The organism is Citrobacter sp. Cb004 (assembly GCF_030337065.1).
GTDB classification, from domain to species: Bacteria; Pseudomonadota; Gammaproteobacteria; order Enterobacterales; family Enterobacteriaceae; genus Citrobacter; species Citrobacter braakii.
In genome coordinates this window covers 116,280-130,831 of record NZ_JAOWCH010000046.1, presented here as the reverse complement: position 1 = coordinate 130,831, position 14,552 = coordinate 116,280, and the positions used below count along the sequence as shown (strand labels likewise).

General features: G+C 52.1%; 21 protein-coding genes and 2 pseudogenes. 5 read left to right on the top strand and 18 right to left on the bottom strand.

Features of this window, described 5'->3' with window-relative positions:
* Nucleotides 1–106 precede the first annotated feature (106 nt).
* Complete coding sequence (cedA, locus tag OGV65_RS05805; RefSeq protein WP_369707928.1) at nucleotides 107–352, top strand: cell division activator CedA; 246 nt, start codon at nucleotides 107–109, stop codon at nucleotides 350–352.
* A 65-nt stretch (nucleotides 353–417) separates the two neighbouring features.
* Here cedA and tcyP read toward each other — a convergent pair whose 3' ends face one another.
* The 4 genes and pseudogenes from tcyP to hxpB form a co-directional block, all read right to left on the bottom strand.
* Nucleotides 418–1,809 (bottom strand): cystine/sulfocysteine:cation symporter, encoded by a 1,392-nt coding sequence (gene tcyP / locus OGV65_RS05800; protein WP_019078417.1) that lies wholly within the window; start codon nucleotides 1,807–1,809, stop codon nucleotides 418–420.
* 135 nt (nucleotides 1,810–1,944) lie between these two features.
* On the bottom strand, nucleotides 1,945–2,544 hold the full coding sequence (locus OGV65_RS05795; protein WP_087121839.1) for a metal-dependent hydrolase: 600 nt from the start codon (nucleotides 2,542–2,544) through the stop codon (nucleotides 1,945–1,947).
* 83 nt (nucleotides 2,545–2,627) lie between these two features.
* Nucleotides 2,628–2,750: pseudogene (locus OGV65_RS05790) on the bottom strand (SDR family oxidoreductase); the annotation flags it as partial.
* A 30-nt stretch (nucleotides 2,751–2,780) separates the two neighbouring features.
* Complete coding sequence (gene hxpB, locus OGV65_RS05785; RefSeq protein WP_016156335.1) at nucleotides 2,781–3,449, bottom strand: hexitol phosphatase HxpB; 669 nt, start codon at nucleotides 3,447–3,449, stop codon at nucleotides 2,781–2,783.
* A 168-nt stretch (nucleotides 3,450–3,617) separates the two neighbouring features.
* On the opposite strand from hxpB, the gene OGV65_RS05780 reads away from it, so the two are divergent.
* Nucleotides 3,618–4,154, top strand: coding sequence for a YniB family protein (locus tag OGV65_RS05780; protein ID WP_019076635.1), 537 nt, complete (start codon nucleotides 3,618–3,620; stop codon nucleotides 4,152–4,154).
* 64 nt (nucleotides 4,155–4,218) lie between these two features.
* On the opposite strand, the gene OGV65_RS05775 is transcribed toward OGV65_RS05780, so the two are convergent.
* Nucleotides 4,219–5,079: a fructosamine kinase family protein gene (locus OGV65_RS05775; RefSeq protein WP_286454728.1), complete on the bottom strand. Its 861-nt coding sequence runs from the start codon at nucleotides 5,077–5,079 to the stop codon at nucleotides 4,219–4,221.
* Between the two features lie 269 nt (nucleotides 5,080–5,348).
* Nucleotides 5,349–6,278 carry a 6-phosphofructokinase II gene (pfkB, locus tag OGV65_RS05770; protein ID WP_016156336.1) on the bottom strand — a complete coding sequence of 310 codons (930 nt, stop codon included), beginning with the start codon at nucleotides 6,276–6,278 and terminating at the stop codon, nucleotides 5,349–5,351.
* Nucleotides 6,279–6,565: 287 nt separating this feature from the next.
* Here pfkB and OGV65_RS05765 point away from each other — a divergent pair, with 287 nt between their 5' ends.
* Entirely contained in the window at nucleotides 6,566–7,324 is a 759-nt protein-coding gene (locus OGV65_RS05765) for a DUF481 domain-containing protein (protein ID WP_016152863.1), read from the top strand.
* A 167-nt stretch (nucleotides 7,325–7,491) separates the two neighbouring features.
* Here the strand turns inward: OGV65_RS05765 and yniD are convergent, their stop codons facing one another.
* Nucleotides 7,492–7,599, bottom strand: a complete 108-nt coding sequence (gene yniD, locus OGV65_RS05760; protein WP_003030590.1) for a small membrane protein YniD — start codon at nucleotides 7,597–7,599, stop codon at nucleotides 7,492–7,494.
* A 456-nt stretch (nucleotides 7,600–8,055) separates the two neighbouring features.
* Between yniD and OGV65_RS05755 the strand changes: the two genes are divergently transcribed.
* Nucleotides 8,056–9,264: a tyrosine-type recombinase/integrase gene (locus tag OGV65_RS05755; RefSeq protein ID WP_286454727.1), complete on the top strand. Its 1,209-nt coding sequence runs from the start codon at nucleotides 8,056–8,058 to the stop codon at nucleotides 9,262–9,264.
* Here OGV65_RS05755 and OGV65_RS05750 read toward each other — a convergent pair.
* The 11 genes from OGV65_RS05750 to OGV65_RS05700 all read right to left on the bottom strand — a co-directional run bounded on the left by OGV65_RS05750 (nucleotide 9,222) and on the right by OGV65_RS05700 (nucleotide 13,652).
* A complete protein-coding gene (locus tag OGV65_RS05750) occupies nucleotides 9,222–9,458 on the bottom strand; it encodes a hypothetical protein (protein ID WP_032936075.1) in 237 nt (78 codons plus the stop codon). The genes OGV65_RS05755 and OGV65_RS05750 overlap by 43 nt on opposite strands.
* A gap of 107 nt (nucleotides 9,459–9,565) precedes the next feature.
* On the bottom strand, nucleotides 9,566–9,730 hold the full coding sequence (locus OGV65_RS05745; RefSeq protein ID WP_286454725.1) for a hypothetical protein: 165 nt from the start codon (nucleotides 9,728–9,730) through the stop codon (nucleotides 9,566–9,568).
* Between the two features lie 9 nt (nucleotides 9,731–9,739).
* Nucleotides 9,740–9,979: a DUF4222 domain-containing protein gene (locus OGV65_RS05740; RefSeq protein ID WP_101700001.1), complete on the bottom strand. Its 240-nt coding sequence runs from the start codon at nucleotides 9,977–9,979 to the stop codon at nucleotides 9,740–9,742.
* Nucleotides 9,942–10,358 carry a phage protein NinX family protein gene (locus tag OGV65_RS05735; RefSeq protein WP_286454724.1) on the bottom strand — a complete coding sequence of 139 codons (417 nt, stop codon included), beginning with the start codon at nucleotides 10,356–10,358 and terminating at the stop codon, nucleotides 9,942–9,944. The genes OGV65_RS05740 and OGV65_RS05735 overlap by 38 nt, the downstream gene beginning before the upstream one ends.
* Nucleotides 10,359–10,436: 78 nt before the next feature.
* Nucleotides 10,437–10,658 carry a TraR/DksA C4-type zinc finger protein gene (locus OGV65_RS05730; RefSeq protein ID WP_286454722.1) on the bottom strand — a complete coding sequence of 74 codons (222 nt, stop codon included), beginning with the start codon at nucleotides 10,656–10,658 and terminating at the stop codon, nucleotides 10,437–10,439.
* Nucleotides 10,655–10,837, bottom strand: a complete 183-nt coding sequence (locus OGV65_RS05725) for a hypothetical protein (protein WP_097290177.1) — start codon at nucleotides 10,835–10,837, stop codon at nucleotides 10,655–10,657. Before OGV65_RS05725 ends, OGV65_RS05730 begins: the two co-directional genes overlap by 4 nt.
* Before the next feature lie 94 nt (nucleotides 10,838–10,931).
* Nucleotides 10,932–11,591 carry an MT-A70 family methyltransferase gene (locus tag OGV65_RS05720; protein WP_286454721.1) on the bottom strand — a complete coding sequence of 220 codons (660 nt, stop codon included), beginning with the start codon at nucleotides 11,589–11,591 and terminating at the stop codon, nucleotides 10,932–10,934.
* Nucleotides 11,588–12,349, bottom strand: a complete 762-nt coding sequence (locus OGV65_RS05715; RefSeq protein WP_286454720.1) for a phosphoadenosine phosphosulfate reductase domain-containing protein — start codon at nucleotides 12,347–12,349, stop codon at nucleotides 11,588–11,590. The genes OGV65_RS05720 and OGV65_RS05715 overlap by 4 nt, the downstream gene beginning before the upstream one ends.
* Nucleotides 12,346–12,498 (bottom strand): DUF1317 family protein, encoded by a 153-nt coding sequence (locus OGV65_RS05710; protein ID WP_006809793.1) that lies wholly within the window; start codon nucleotides 12,496–12,498, stop codon nucleotides 12,346–12,348. The genes OGV65_RS05715 and OGV65_RS05710 overlap by 4 nt, the downstream gene beginning before the upstream one ends.
* A 12-nt stretch (nucleotides 12,499–12,510) precedes the next feature.
* On the bottom strand, nucleotides 12,511–13,224 hold the full coding sequence (locus OGV65_RS05705) for a hypothetical protein (RefSeq protein ID WP_275377423.1): 714 nt from the start codon (nucleotides 13,222–13,224) through the stop codon (nucleotides 12,511–12,513).
* An 11-nt stretch (nucleotides 13,225–13,235) separates the two neighbouring features.
* Nucleotides 13,236–13,652: an ATP-binding protein gene (locus tag OGV65_RS05700; protein ID WP_286454717.1), complete on the bottom strand. Its 417-nt coding sequence runs from the start codon at nucleotides 13,650–13,652 to the stop codon at nucleotides 13,236–13,238.
* Between the two features lie 211 nt (nucleotides 13,653–13,863).
* Between OGV65_RS05700 and OGV65_RS05695 the strand changes: the two are divergent.
* Nucleotides 13,864–14,517: pseudogene (locus tag OGV65_RS05695) on the top strand (terminase); the annotation flags it as partial.
* Nucleotides 14,518–14,552: the final 35 nt, after the last annotated feature.

The following is a 14,552-nucleotide window of genomic DNA, read 5'->3' as shown; positions in this document are numbered from 1 at the left end:
AGCGCGATGAACCAGGCAAACAGCGCACGCAAGGCAGGACGTCAGGAGGCAAAATCGGCTAAGATAGCCGTTTTCTGATTTTTAGAATTAGTCTTTAGTGAAGCAACTGATTATGAAACCTCTTCGCCAACAAAATCGTCCGGTAATTAGCTATGTTCCTCGCGTGGAGCCAGCCCCACCAGAGCATGCAGTTAAAATGGATGCGTTTCGTGACGTATGGATACTGCGCGGAAAATATGTCGCTTTTGTCTTAATAGGGGAGGCGTTTCAGCGTTCACCTGCATTTACGGTCCCGGAATCAGCGCAACGCTGGGCTAATCAGGTTCGCCAGGAAAATGAACTGAGCGATTAATGGATATAAAAAAACCGCCGGAGCATGACACTCCGGCGGTTTTTTTGTTTTTCAGTCGAACAGACTTAGCGATGCGCCAGTTCGGCGTTATCGTCGCTGTCCAGAATTGTTTTATCGGTCTGTTTCAGCCATTGGCTGGTCAGCGTACCGGCTGTCATAGAACCGCTCACGTTCAGCGCGGTACGGCCCATATCGATCAGCGGCTCAACGGAAATCAGCAGCGCAACCAGCGTGACCGGCAGACCCATAGCTGGCAGGACGATCAGCGCGGCAAACGTTGCACCGCCACCCACACCCGCAACCCCTGCGGAACTGACGGTGACGATACCGACCAGCGTGGCAATCCACATCGGGTCCAGCGGGTTGATCCCGACGGTCGGGGCGACCATTACTGCCAGCATTGCCGGGTACAGCCCTGCACAACCGTTCTGGCCAATGGTGGCGCCAAAGGAGGCGGCAAAAGAGGCGATGGATTCAGGCACGCCCAGACGACGGGTTTGCGCTTCAACGTTCAGCGGAATTGAGGCTGCGCTGGAACGGCTGGTGAAGGCGAAAGTCAGCACCGGCCACACCTTGCGGAAGTATTTCAGCGGGCTAACGCCGTTAACACCCAACAGGATCCCGTGTACCACGAACATAATGCCCAGACCGAGATAAGAGGCCACGACGAAGCTACCCAGCTTGATGATGTCCTGCAGGTTGGAGCCCGCAACCACTTTGGTCATCAGCGCCAGAACACCGTACGGTGTCAACTGCATCACCAAACGAACCAGCTTCATCACCCAGCTTTGCAGGGTATCGATAGCGACCAGCACGCGCTCGCCTTTCGGCGCATCATCTTTCAGCAGCTTCAGTGCGGCAACACCGAGGAATGCCGCGAAGATAACCACGCTGATAATCGACGTCGGGTTAGCTCCGGTCAGATCGGCAAACGGGTTTTTCGGGATAAACGACAACACCAGTTGTGGAACGCTGAGGTCAGCTACTTTGCCAACATAGTTGGTTTCAATCGCGTTCAGACGAGCGGTTTCGGCCCCACCTTGCACCAGACCTTCCGCGGTCAGGCCGAACAGGTTGGTCACCAGAACCCCTACCAGCGCGGCAATCAGCGTAGTAAACAGCAGCGTACCGATGGTCAGGAAGCTGATTTTACCTAACTGAGAGGCGTTGTGCAGACGCGCAACGGCGCTGAGAATAGACGCAAACACCAGCGGCATGACAATCATCTGCAGCAGTTGGACGTAACCGTTGCCGACAATGTTGAACCACTGTACGGAATCTTTAAGAACCTGGCTGTCGGAACCATAAATGGTGTGCAGGGCGAGGCCAAACACCACACCCATGACCAGACCGACCAGTACTTTTTTTGCCAGACTCCACTGCTTGTGTCGGGCTTGCGCCAGCACGAACAGCAGCACTACGAACACGATAATGTTCGCGATTAATGGATAGTTCATCCCCGTTCTCCTGATCTTATTATGCGTATCACCGTGTGACGGTGATTCTGTTGGCGCAAGATTAGCAGAACTGTGACTTGCCTCTTATATTCAAATGGAATTGTTTATGCCAAAAATAACTTTTTGGCTGATTTATTAGTCAACCTGGTGCGTTATAAAACGATTAAACTGCATTTGCAGCGTATTTATCATCTGTGATGACCAGCGCACCGCACTGTTCTCTTGTACGGTCTGCGGCATCCAGATTGCCCACGCGAACAGCGCCATGCACAGAAACCGCTCCAGTTGATTGCCTTTTTGCGGCACGAGGATAGGCAGACGAAAACGCCAGCGGCAGGGCCAAAGCAGGGGGACGCCCGCCGGGGTCAACATGTCGGCCAGAATGTGGCTGAGATAACCGAGAACCATACCTTGTAAGGCATCCGCTGGAATTATCCAGGTATCAGGGACTTTCAGGTAAAACGTGGCCAGCAGGGCAAAAACCGCCAGCAGGCTATGCGTAAACCCGCGATGACCAAATGCCCGGGCAATGGGCTTTGATACCCACTTCAGACGCTGCCCCAGCAGGGATTTGGGATGATCGATATCCGGCAGCAGGCACGTTAAAATGGCTGAAGGAACAATATGCCACCAGTCACCCTGCGCAAGAACGGGCGTTAGCTCGGCATTCTTGGCAAATACCGCACAGGCAATAGAAAAAAGAAGGTGACCTTCCGCCGTCATGATAAAACCCAATAAACTGTCGATTCATACAGTATAGGGGTTTTATACAGTAGGCGGAAGAGGTGACGTTGTAACCCTTTGTCACAAGTGCGCCTTTACCGCGCCAGCCAACCGCCATCCACGACCAGCGTATAGCCATGTATATAGTCCGAGGCTGCACTTGCGAGGAACACGACCGGGCCTTTCAGGTCATCAGGCGTGCCCCAGCGTCCGGCAGGCGGGCAATGCGATCATTGCCCGTCGCAGGATTAGCCGCGCAGGTGAGCGGCAGTGAGTTCGGTGAGCGAGGCCAGTTTGACGTCGGCCAGAACGAAGCGAGGATCGTCCTGATTTTCATGAGCAGGTACTACGATGGAACGCATACGGGCGGCTTTCGAAGCAATCATGCCGTTCACCGAGTCTTCCAGTGCTACGCAGTTTATAGGGTCAATGCCCAGTTTTGCCGCGCAATCGAGATAAACCTGCGGGTGCGGTTTGCTGTAGGGCAGTTTTTCCGCAGAAGCCAGTGCATCGAAGCTGCTGCGCAGATCAAACATGGTTAGCACTTTTTCCAGCATATGCAGCGGCGAGGCGGATGCCAGTCCTACTTTCAACCCCTGAGATTTGCACAATGCCACGGCCTCACGCACGCCCGGCAGCAGTGGTTTTGTTTCTTCAACTAACGCAATTGCCCGGGTAATGATGCGCTCGGTTACTTCCTGACGTGAGGGACCGTTCCACGGTTGTTGTGCAAACCACAAATCAACCACCATGTCGATGCGTAAGCCAAGTGTATCGGGAAGTTCATGGCGGCGGGAGATATCAACGCCTAAACTTGCTATCACATCCAGTTCGGCCTGATCCCAAAGCGGTTCAGAATCGACCAGTAATCCATCCATATCGAAAATTGCAGCAAGAATTTGACGCGGGGTTGACATCACAACCTCTCCTTTACGGGTGATAAAAGGGATTAAGAGCCAGCCTGGACGGGCTCTGAGCGTTCATTATGGCTAATTCAGCAGTATACCGCCTTTAAAGATCAGGCGAAAACGATAATCAACGGGTAAACTTAGGCCAAAATGACACGTCTTAATCAAGGGGAACTCATGACGTATCAACAAGCTGGACGCATTGCCATCTTGAAAAGGCTGGTGGGATGGGTGATTTTCATTCCCGCGCTGATTTCAACCCTGGTTTCAGTACTGAAGTTTATGTATGCGCACAGCGAAAAGCAGGAAGGGATTAACGCGGTCATGCTCGATTTTGCACACGTGATGATCGACATGATGCGTGTGAACACACCTTTTCTTAACGTGTTTTGGTATAACTCGCCGACGCCCGATTTTCAAAGTGGACTGAATCTCGTTTTTTGGCTGATTTTCATTCTGATTTTTATCGGTCTGGCATTGCAGGATTCAGGCGCCAGAATGAGCCGTCAGGCGCGTTATTTACGCGAGGGCGTTGAGGATCAGTTGATTCTGGAACAGGCAAAGGGCAGTGAAGGGTTATCACGCGAGCAACTTGAGTCGCGTATTGTGGTACCGCACCATACGATCTTTTTACAAATTTTCCCGCTCTATATTTTGCCGGTGATCGTTATCGTGATTGGCTACTTCTTCTTTTCATTACTGGGTTTTTTGTAACTGCTGCACTATCAGGCCTGACGCGTTGCGAAACGCCAGGCCAGATAAGCAACGTGCGACTTTGCTAAGCCGCCAGTAACCTGTCCAGCGCTTTCTGCGCCACGACCAGATGCTGTCCCCCGAACAGAATAGCCCTGTTCAGCAGCGTATAGAGCTGGTAGACAGGCTGTCTGTCGAGAAAATCCAATGGTAGCGGAGAAACAGACTGATAACCGTTATAGAGTTGCGGCGGCTGATCGGTATGTAACGGCAGCATTGCCAGGTCACACTCTCTGTCCCCCCAGTAGCAGGCAGGGTCAAAGATGTACGGGCCGTTCGGGCCGAGAGCGCAGTTCCCGGACCACAAATCACCATGCAGAAGAGACGGCTGCGGCTGATGAGAAGAGAGACGCTGCTGAACATGCTCGACGATGGCGTCGATATTGCCAAACGCAATGCCTTTTTCAGCGGCGAGTTCCAGCTGCCAGCCAATACGCTGCTCGGCAAAAAAGGTTGACCAGCGACGTTGCCAGGTGTTGGGCTGCGGCGTGGTAGAGAGCGCATTATCGAAGTCGAGCCCAAACTGCGGCTGATCGCTCCATTCATGCAAATGCGCCAACTGTTGGCCGAGGATAAACGCGTTGTGCGCATCAAGCGGACGGGGAGGGAGGAAATCCATCACCAGAAAGCTGTAATCTCTGTCTGCGCCTACCGCCCAGACTTTCGGTACAGACACGGTTTGACTGCGAGAAAGTAGCTCCAGCTGATCGGCTTCCGCCGTAAAGCCGGTTAACAGCTCTCTTTCATCGCATTTAACGAAAAAATCGCGCCCCGCATAGCGTAAATGCCATGCGGCGTGGATCTCTCCGCCGGGCAGTTCGTTACGCAGTTCGATTTCGCCTTCACCTAATTGCTCGCTTAAAAGACGACTGATAGCCTGCCACATGATGTCTCTCCCCATGTTGTCTGCCAGATCATAAGGTTAGCGCAAGAATGCGGTTAAAAAACACGAACTGACGCACACCACGGACGCGTCATCGCTGGAAAGGCACTTAATGTGTGTCGTTCTTCTTCACCTCGCATAGTTGTGAAGACGCCTGGTCGCACATGATTCACTGCTTTGTAATCACGTGATTTTTCATCATAGACGTATAACACCTATGCCGACAGTTTTACGGGGAAATCCCCTTGTAGCTAAACAAGGGGAAGCCGTTATTACTGAGCCAGATACGCGTATATTTTTTGCGTATCGTCTAAAGCGCACAGACGCGTACCCTGATTCAGGGTGGCGGCGCTACCTGCGGCGACACCGTAACGAACAATATCTGCAAAAGGTGCGCTCTCAGCCAGTTTAAGCGTCATGGCCCCGACCATACTGTCGCCCGCGCCTACGGTACTTTGACTCTTCACTGGTGGCGGAACCACCTGGACACAGGTTTCACGATCAACGCCCAGCGCTCCTTGTGGTCCAAGCGAGACCACTACGCGATGCGCTTTTCCGCTTTGCACGATTTCCTGCGCGGCGTTGCGCACATCATCGGGCTGCGTGAGTTCGCGATTCACCAGCGCGCTCAGTTCTTTGAGGTTGGGTTTGACCAGTTCGATATTGCCGATGGTTAATGCTGCCGCCAGCGCTTCGCCAGAACTATCGACGATACAGCGAATCCCTTGTTTTTGTGCTGTGGTAATGAGCCGGGTCAGCTTCTCAAGCTGTACGCCAGGCGGCAAACTGCCGCTAATAACCAGCAGTGCGCCAGACTCAATTTCCAGCACCTGATCCTGAAGTTGGTAAAACTCATCATCGGTGAGCGCAGCGCCTGGCATGACGAAGCGATACTGTTCGCCGCTGGACTCAACGTGGACATGGAGATTTTGTCGGGTCCAGTCTTTAGCTTCGACGGTGGACACGGGAACATTTTCGTCGGCGAGCAAAGCAACAAGATGCTCTCCGGTGGCGCCACCCGCAGGGAAGATGGCCGTAGCGGTGCCGCCAAGATGGGCAATCGCGCGAGCGACGTTGATACCGCCGCCGCCGGGTTCAAAAACCGGCGAGGTACAGCGAAGCTTACCTTCCGGGTAGATTTGCGGCGTGATTGTTGCGCTATCGAGAGAGGGCGCAAGTGTTAACGTATAGATACGTACCATCTTTACCTCCTGTTAGGCTGTCCTCAGTCTGGCACTTAACCCCCCGAAAGTGAAGTAATTAACAACATGATTTTTCATATCTTTATTTAAAATAATCGCGTTAAAGATATATAAATAAAAAAACGGTTTAGGAACGCTCTTATTCAAAAAATGAAATAAGAATTTATTGCTATGTTATTCGAGTCTTTTTATAATTTGTTACCTTTCAAGGGTCTTTTGTCATTGATCCATATGAAAGTTTCCGAGACCGTTATGGTCTCTTTTTTTGTTGTACGGACTCTTAATAAATGAAGCTTTTGAAGACAGTGCCCGCAGCGTTACTGCTGACGGGTGGCCTGCTTGCGTCAATGCAGGCTGCCGCCGATGATTCCGTTTTTACTGTCATGGATGACCCTTCCAGCGCGAAAAAACCCTTTGAAGGTAACCTGAACGCGGGATATCTCGCCCAGTCAGGCAACACAAAAAGTTCTTCTTTAACTGCAGACACCACCATGACCTGGTACGGTCAAACTACGGCGTGGTCTTTGTGGGGAAATGCCAGCAATACCTCCTCAAATGATGAGCGTTCATCGGAGAAATATGCCGTAGGTGGTCGTAGTCGTTACAACATGACCGACTATGATTATCTCTTTGGGCAGGCAAGCTGGCTGACCGACCGTTACAACGGCTATCGCGAGCGTGACGTGCTGACCGCAGGTTATGGTCGTCAGTTCCTCAACGGACCAGTGCACAGCTTCCGTTTTGAATTCGGTCCTGGTGTGCGCTATGACGAGCACACGGATGGCACCACCGAAACACAGCCGCTGGGCTATGCGTCCGGGGCCTATGCGTGGCAGATGACGGACAATACTAAGTTTACGCAAGGTGTGTCGGTATTTGGTGCTGACGATACAACGCTCAATTCTGAAACAGCCTTGAACGTTGCCATCAACGAACACTTTGGGTTAAAGGTGGCTTACAACGTTACCTGGAACTCTGAACCACCGGCAACAGCGCCGGAGCATACCGATCGTCGTACAACTGTGTCACTCGGCTATCGTATGTAATGACAAGCCGGGTCAAATAATTGGCCCGGCTTTTCTCAATTAACGTTAAATTTATTTAATATTAAATCTGTGTTTTATTTTTAATACTTATCAATAACGCGCTATTTTCAGACGAATTCGATTTAATTGATAAATACAACGGAACCGGAACAGCGTGTGCCAGTATTTTAACCCCAGATCATCGCAGCCCAACGTAGCATCAGCATTGCCGCACAAATAACGAGCAGTATCACAACCATCTTCCAGTGTTTCTTCGCAAAGCGATTTGTTGGCATTGTCCTTTTCCTGCTCAGGTTAGATGACTTTATACAAGTGTAACAAAAACGTCAGGGTGTCAGTGAATTGATTTACATCATAGAGTGCGCGTTGATTGTTGCTTTGATCGGCTCGTAATGCCGTGTACACTGTCAAACGGTGTTATCAAAAAGCGGGTGTAGGTCCAGTGTAGCCATTAAGGCGACCAGTGACATATTTCGCAGAGTGAAGCGGGAATCAGCCCACACCTTTTTGATGATTTTAAATATTGAATCTTTGTATGTGATCTTACGTGTAAGTACCATCCAGAATTTCACTTCATTCCCGTCTGTTCCTACCTGTTTCACCAATTCCGCATCACACCTAACTTTCTTTAATTTACCCGTTTCAATTTAGTTCATCTTATCCTAGTTCGTGTCGTAGAATCTGTGTACCAAATCGTGTACCAATTCCGACAAAGCTGAACAGGGACAAGCATGCCTCTCAACGATACCAAGCTCAGGCGTATAGCTGGCAAGCCATATGATGGACCAGAGGAGATAGCAGATGGTGGTGGACTTTCTGCCAGGATCAGCCCAAAGGGACTTATCACCTTTCAGTACCGCTATCGCTTCAACGGGAAACCGGCCAGACTAAAACTTGGCACCTACGGCAAGATGTCTATCAAAGAAGCGCGTGACGCGATGGAGGAATGCAAGGGATGGCTGGAAGAGGGTCGCGATCCGGCAATGCAGCGGAAGAAAGCCAGGGACATCGTATCCAGCTCGCCGAGCATCAGCACTCTCGTTGATGAGTGGCTGGAAACACCATCAGTGAAAGAGATGGTGAAGTATGAATACTGGAAGCGGATGCTGAAGCTTCACGTTACCGACAATTACGGCCGACTGATAGCAGATGAGATGAGCCCCGTTGAGTGGGAGCAGATATTCCTGCGCATAACGAAAGGTGGTTCGCCGGTTCAGGCAGGTAACGTTCTGGTGAAGATGAAGCAGGTGATCCGCTATGCGCTGCGCCGAAAACGTATAACTTCAAATTCGCTAATGTTGCTTGAGATTAACGATGTTGGTAGCCGTCCTGATGACGGGGAAAGATTCCTGAACGACGAAGAGATAGGCGTGTTCTGGAATGCCATAGATAAAACCAAGATGTCATGGCAAAACAAAATGCTGATCCGCCTTGTGGCGCTTACCGGATGCCGCGGTGTTGAGTTGAGGCTGGCAAGGAAGGGTGATTTTGACCTGAAGGCGAGGGAGTGGGTAATACCGAAAGAGAACTCGAAAACGCGTAAACGCTTTGTGCGTGGGATTTCTCAGCTGGCAGCTGATTATCTGCAGAAGGTTTTTGATGTGTACCCCGATCAGTCAATCGCGTTTCCACCGGCTAAGCTGCAGGTGGACAGGCCTATGTCAGCCAGTACATTGATTTCCATCGCGGGGCAGGTGGAAGATGTCATGGGTGGGGAACACTGGTCTCTGCATGACCTACGAAGAACGTGTAAAACAAAGATGGCTGAGCTTGGCGTTGCGCCTCACGTATCAGAGAAGATACTCGGGCATAAGCTAACGGGGATGCTGGCTGTTTATGACCAGTATGATTACATCCCCGAGCAGCAGGCAGCAGCGGAATTGTGGGCTGATAAGATTCAGGCGTGTGCAGCCAACAGCCCTTTATCTTTGCAGAACTGAATGACTTCTACGTAGCGGAAGAGAGCGCCACCTTTCGGAGGGTGGATTTCTTCCACTTCCTGCGGAAATGGTGTGCCAGATTCTTCCCACTGCTTGCGCTTGCGATAAAACGTGGTTCTGGAGATACCACCAAGCATCTCCTGAACTCGCTCACGGTTAACCAGAACCGGCTGAATGCTGATTGTTGTTTGCATGTTTTTCTCCAGGCAAAAAGAATGCCCTCACACTGGAGGGCAAATGGGGGATAACGTGGCAGTGCATTCGCACCCAATAGCCAGCTCATAACTGGCTATCAGTTGTGTCATGGTTTTGATGCGCGGTAATCATCTAAAGCTGTAGCAATCGTCGAAATGGGGTCATGCTCCTGGCTGATAATTTCACGGATGCTTTCCTCGCTTGGATTTAGTCCTTCTCCGTCTCCGAAGTAAAAGGCGAGAGCATTCATAATTTCTTCGTGTGCTGACATAATCTCTCCTCATGCCGCCCGCATAGCGCGGAGGCGTTTTAAGTGTTCTGCTGTTTCAAGTTCGGCGCGTATCTGTGCAGCCTCGTGTGGGTCGAGGTGCTCAAAGTCATTGTTAAAGCGGTCGATTGAAGCGGTGTTGATCCGTCCCTGTCGCCAGTAGCGGACTATCTGTGATGTGACGGAGTGAATTATTACCGGCCACCCGGCATTGTCAGCGTATATCTGACCCCGTTGAATTAGCTGGAACATTGGCTGAGTCCTGCATCATGAGGAATACAATCATTGCGGCGCGAAGAGGGTTTTTATCGAAAACTGGACATACTCCATTAGCGTCAACACACCACTCTGTTAATTGGTCAAGAATGGATATCCTGTTTCTGATAATAATCGGCCATGCAACCGAGGCGTCATTGCAGTAGTTAAGTTGGAATCCATTCTGGTGCGTGACGAAAACAGAGCCATCTCTGTTCCTGAGTCCTGTTTCTGTTCCACGCCCCCAGCACCACCCTTTGCTTACATATTGACGATGACTTACCTCCTGCGCGTCGTCGGTATAAAAGCCTGATAAAATGAGTTGCTTGGTAACTAATTCATTGATTTCTTCGTCGCTCAGCTTGCTGTAATCCATCACATCACCCTCGCTTATCACATTTAACGCACCAACCACTAAAGCATTTACGTCCGCAGTGTTTGCATATAGGCCACATCACATCCTCCCAATCTTCTTACGCAATTCCATCTCACCCTGACAACTGACACACATCGTGCATCCCGGATACGCTTTCCGGCGAGCATCAAGTAACTTGTCACCGCATTCCTCACAGTGCGTTGCTGATACTGCTGAGTGGTTGAGTCTGTGTGCCTGAATAGCATGTTCGCGCATCATCTCTTCGAGAGCGCTGGCCTGAACGATGATTTCTGATGTCATTTGCGACTTCTCCTGCGTTTTTTGGCTGCCCGGCGTGCTGCTGCAATACCCGTCTTCCCGCCACCAACTGGATAACTGGCATCCATACGTAAAGCAGGAGATATTTCAGAGAAACTCCACGATTTTATTGACGCCATTGACGCGCCGATAAGAGCTATTGTGTTTGTTAAATGCTTCATCAGTGCTCCATGAACTGTCGGTTAATTCGGTTGAAGGTGAACGCGAAAAAATAAAAAGGCCGACATAGCGACCTTGTGATTCGTTTGGTTAGCGTCATGCGGCCTCCGTTTTCACAACATCAATGGCGCAGCCGGGCAGCAATTCAACCGAGGCGGTGGCGCACTGATTTCCCCAGTGAGCCCAGCCTGGCGCCGCGCTGCGGCTAAACAGCTCAATGCGCGGCACATCGCCGTAAAGCAGTTCCAACCGGTTGCGCACTTCCCACGGCTTTTCGCTGTGCGCGCCGAGCGGGCTGTATACCACCTGCTTAATCCCGGCGTGCTTTCTTTCCAGCCCGGCGCCGCGGGTGGCAATCAACAGGTCTTCGGTATTGGCCCGGGTGTGGTTGCCGCCGTTCATGCGCGTCTCGGCGTTAAGCAGATCGAGAAAGTCGTAAAAGTCGGTGACTTCACCCTCAGACAGCGCTTTGTTGATTCTCAGCTCGGCATTTTGATTCAGCTTTACCCAGGTAAAGCCTTTCATCGTGCGAACTGTGAAGCCCCAGGACTCGGCAAGTTCGATGGCCTCCTGGTTATGCGTTCCGGTGTACCACATCGCCAGCACCGCGTTTTCGGCGGCAAGCTCCCACACCGGCAGGCGCTTGATGTCGATTAGCTTCATGGTTGAGTAGTGATCGGCGGCAGCGCCGTTGCTGATGGTGTTGCCGTAAGACCAGGGCGGATCAGCGTAGATAAGAGAGTATTTTCCGGTCATGCCGCCAGCTCCTTAATCGGGATGCGGTTCATGTGCATCGTGTATCCAGTCTTGCCCTCCAGTGTCGCGTACTGCTCCAGCAGCTCAGGGTGGTGCGCCCCTCCGTTCTTCAGGTCGTTACGGCTAGCCATGATGCAGAACACGCAGCTAAGTCGCTCATTTCCAAGCGCATAAGCGTAATGTGGTTCCTGACCAGCCTCGCGGATGGAGGCAAACACCTCGTCTTTCTTCATCTCATGAATAGGCAACCACTCGTACCAGGTCAGCACCGAGTTGGAATCCGTCTCGTTCTTGCGGAACGCCTGGCGCTTTGCACGGCCAGGAGACTCCTGAGCACGCAGACCAAGGCAATTGACGATCACCTTGAAACCGTTCGCCTTTGCGTAGGCTCTCACCTCACGCTGGATAGGACCGCGCTTCAGATCACTGGTGCATTGCCTGGTGCTAGCTGACGGCCAGCTCGGCACCTCCGGGCGGTTCGCAAAGCGTCGCTCAACCATCTCCAGCAGAGTCTTGCGCGCCCTGGCGACGATGAAAGGCAGTCCGGAATCCCCAGCCTGCTTCTCGGCCAGCTCCAGCGCGCCAGGCCATTCCATGGCACCCAGCGATGCATGCACTACGACGAGCTGTCGCGGCGGTACGACCTCAAGCAGCTTGATGAGCATCGCCTGGCTGTCTTTGCCACCAGAGTGGTTGGACACGAATAGGGCGCCTGACTTTATGAGGGAGTTGATGTCTTGGTGGGGGATGGTATTCATGCCGCCTCCTGTCTTTCCCGATATTCCTCAGCTAGTCGCTGCGCTTTTAATGGATTGCTGACCACTTCCCCCCATGGCATTAGCCAGCCGTTACCAATGAAGGGAAGGCACAGTGTGCCAACCCTGATGTCGTCGTGAGCGTGAGTCATAGCGATGCCTTTTTAGAAAGGAATGTCATCGTCGAACTGAGGATGTTGATTGTTCTGCGATACCTGCCGATTGGCCTGTTGCAGGCGAGAGTCAGGTACAGCGTTTGGGTCCACCTGATTACCACCCCATCCGCCGCCGCTATATGATGGCGCACCCCAACCACCTCGGGAAGAATCGTGAGGCTTGCGGTCATCTTTGTCCTTCATGGTGCGCTCGAGCGTGGCAATCGCTTCTGCTGGAGCTTTCTCATTGAACTCTTTATAGGTCAGTCGTGTTCCTGGCTGGAAAACGTGGCGAACCTCAAATTTGTAGCTGTCACCACTCCCATCCTGCTTGGTGGTGAGGATCTTCTGCAGAAAGAGTCCGACCCGCTTACCTTCAAGAGCAGGTAGGCACCATTCAGGGCCACCTTGTCCCTGACGCTGTTGTGCCTGTGCGTCTTTAACCTGCGCGGCCCACATGATGGCGGCGATCAGGCCCATGCCGAACGTCTGGCTGCCATCGCGACCGAGGAAGTTGATGCGCAGGAAGTTTGCTTTCTGGCCGTCAGCGTCGAGTGAAAGAACCAGCGCCTGAGATTGTGATCCGTCCTTGCCGAATTCATACACTGCAGACGTAATTACACCCTCATATGCGCCTGTTTCAGAAATGCCAGCGGAGGATCCTGCTTTGAGTGCCGCTTCTGCAGACTGCTGGTTCCAGGTAAAGCTGATTGGTTGGTTCATCGTTATCTCTCTTATAAATCAGTGAATTCAGAAATTGCGTTGTCGAACGCCGCCAGGTCGTTATCCATGTCAGTCACTTCCGCCCCGAACAGGTCAGGTGGACATTTCACGGTGTCGTTGTCGTCGCCTTTCAACAGGAAAAGGTGTTTGCCGTCTCGCTTGATGATGCGCAGAACGATAGGGAAGTAGCCTTCGGGTGTGAGCTTTTCGTTAAGCATCTTGCCGACTGTCTTCATCCTGATTTTTCCTTCGCTCTCTTCGGTGTGAGCGAGGAAATAGACGCGGAAGTCGTCAGGTAATTGGGTGGCTGCTTCAATGATGCGCCAGGCGTGTTCTGCCATTTCGGTGAACTTGGTGTAGCCAGTCTCATAGGCCCGATCCATGTTCTCGTGCTGCATGATGGCCTGGAAGTCATCAATGATGAGCATTCGGCGACCGCTTCGCGCAGCGTTCTGGATAACCTCGAACAAGTGGCGTGCGTTGCGGATATCTACGACGTTTCCGCGCTGCACAGTGTTATCTGGCAGGCGTTTCCCGTGGAGTTTCCAGCCGGTATTGCGGAACGGGAGGGCCTTACGAATACAGCGAGCGAGAATGGCGTTTTCCGGGTTCACGTTACGGATGCTGTACGTCTTGCCATACCCGACCATTCCGGCTGAGGCGTTCCAGCAGTCTGTCGAGGGCGCGTACTACGCCAAACAGTTCCGCTGGCTTTACACCAACAAGCGGATCGGGCAAATCCCGGACAACTCGCACCTCCCGGTTCATACGTTCTGGGATATTGGCGTGGGCGACTCCACGGCCATCTGGTTCGTTCGCGAGGTAGGCAATGAGTTCCACATCATCGACTACTACGAAAATTCCGGCGAAGGCCTGAGGCACTACATGAAGGTGCTGAAAGACCGCGGCTATGAGTACGGTGAGCACTGGGGTCCGCACGACATCGAGAATCGCGAGTTCGGCGCTGACGCTAAATCGCGCAAAGAACTTGCGCAGGAAGGCTATGAAATTGACGGACAGGTCTACTCGATGACATTCAACGTTGTGCCTAAAACTGGTGTCGATACCGGCATTGAGTCGGTGCGTGAAATTCTCCCATTCTGCGTCTTCGATGAAGAGAAGTGTGCCGAGGGCATATCTCACCTCGAAGGTTATCGCAAAGAGTGGGACGACAAGCGCGGGTGCTGGAAAGACAAACCGCTTCATGACTTCACATCACACGGTGCTGACGGCTTCCGTTACTTTGCAGTAGCGAAGAACAACCACAAGCAGGTCGGCGCAGTATTCTTCTAAGGAGCTCATCAGTGAGTGAACAACAAGGCGAGGTT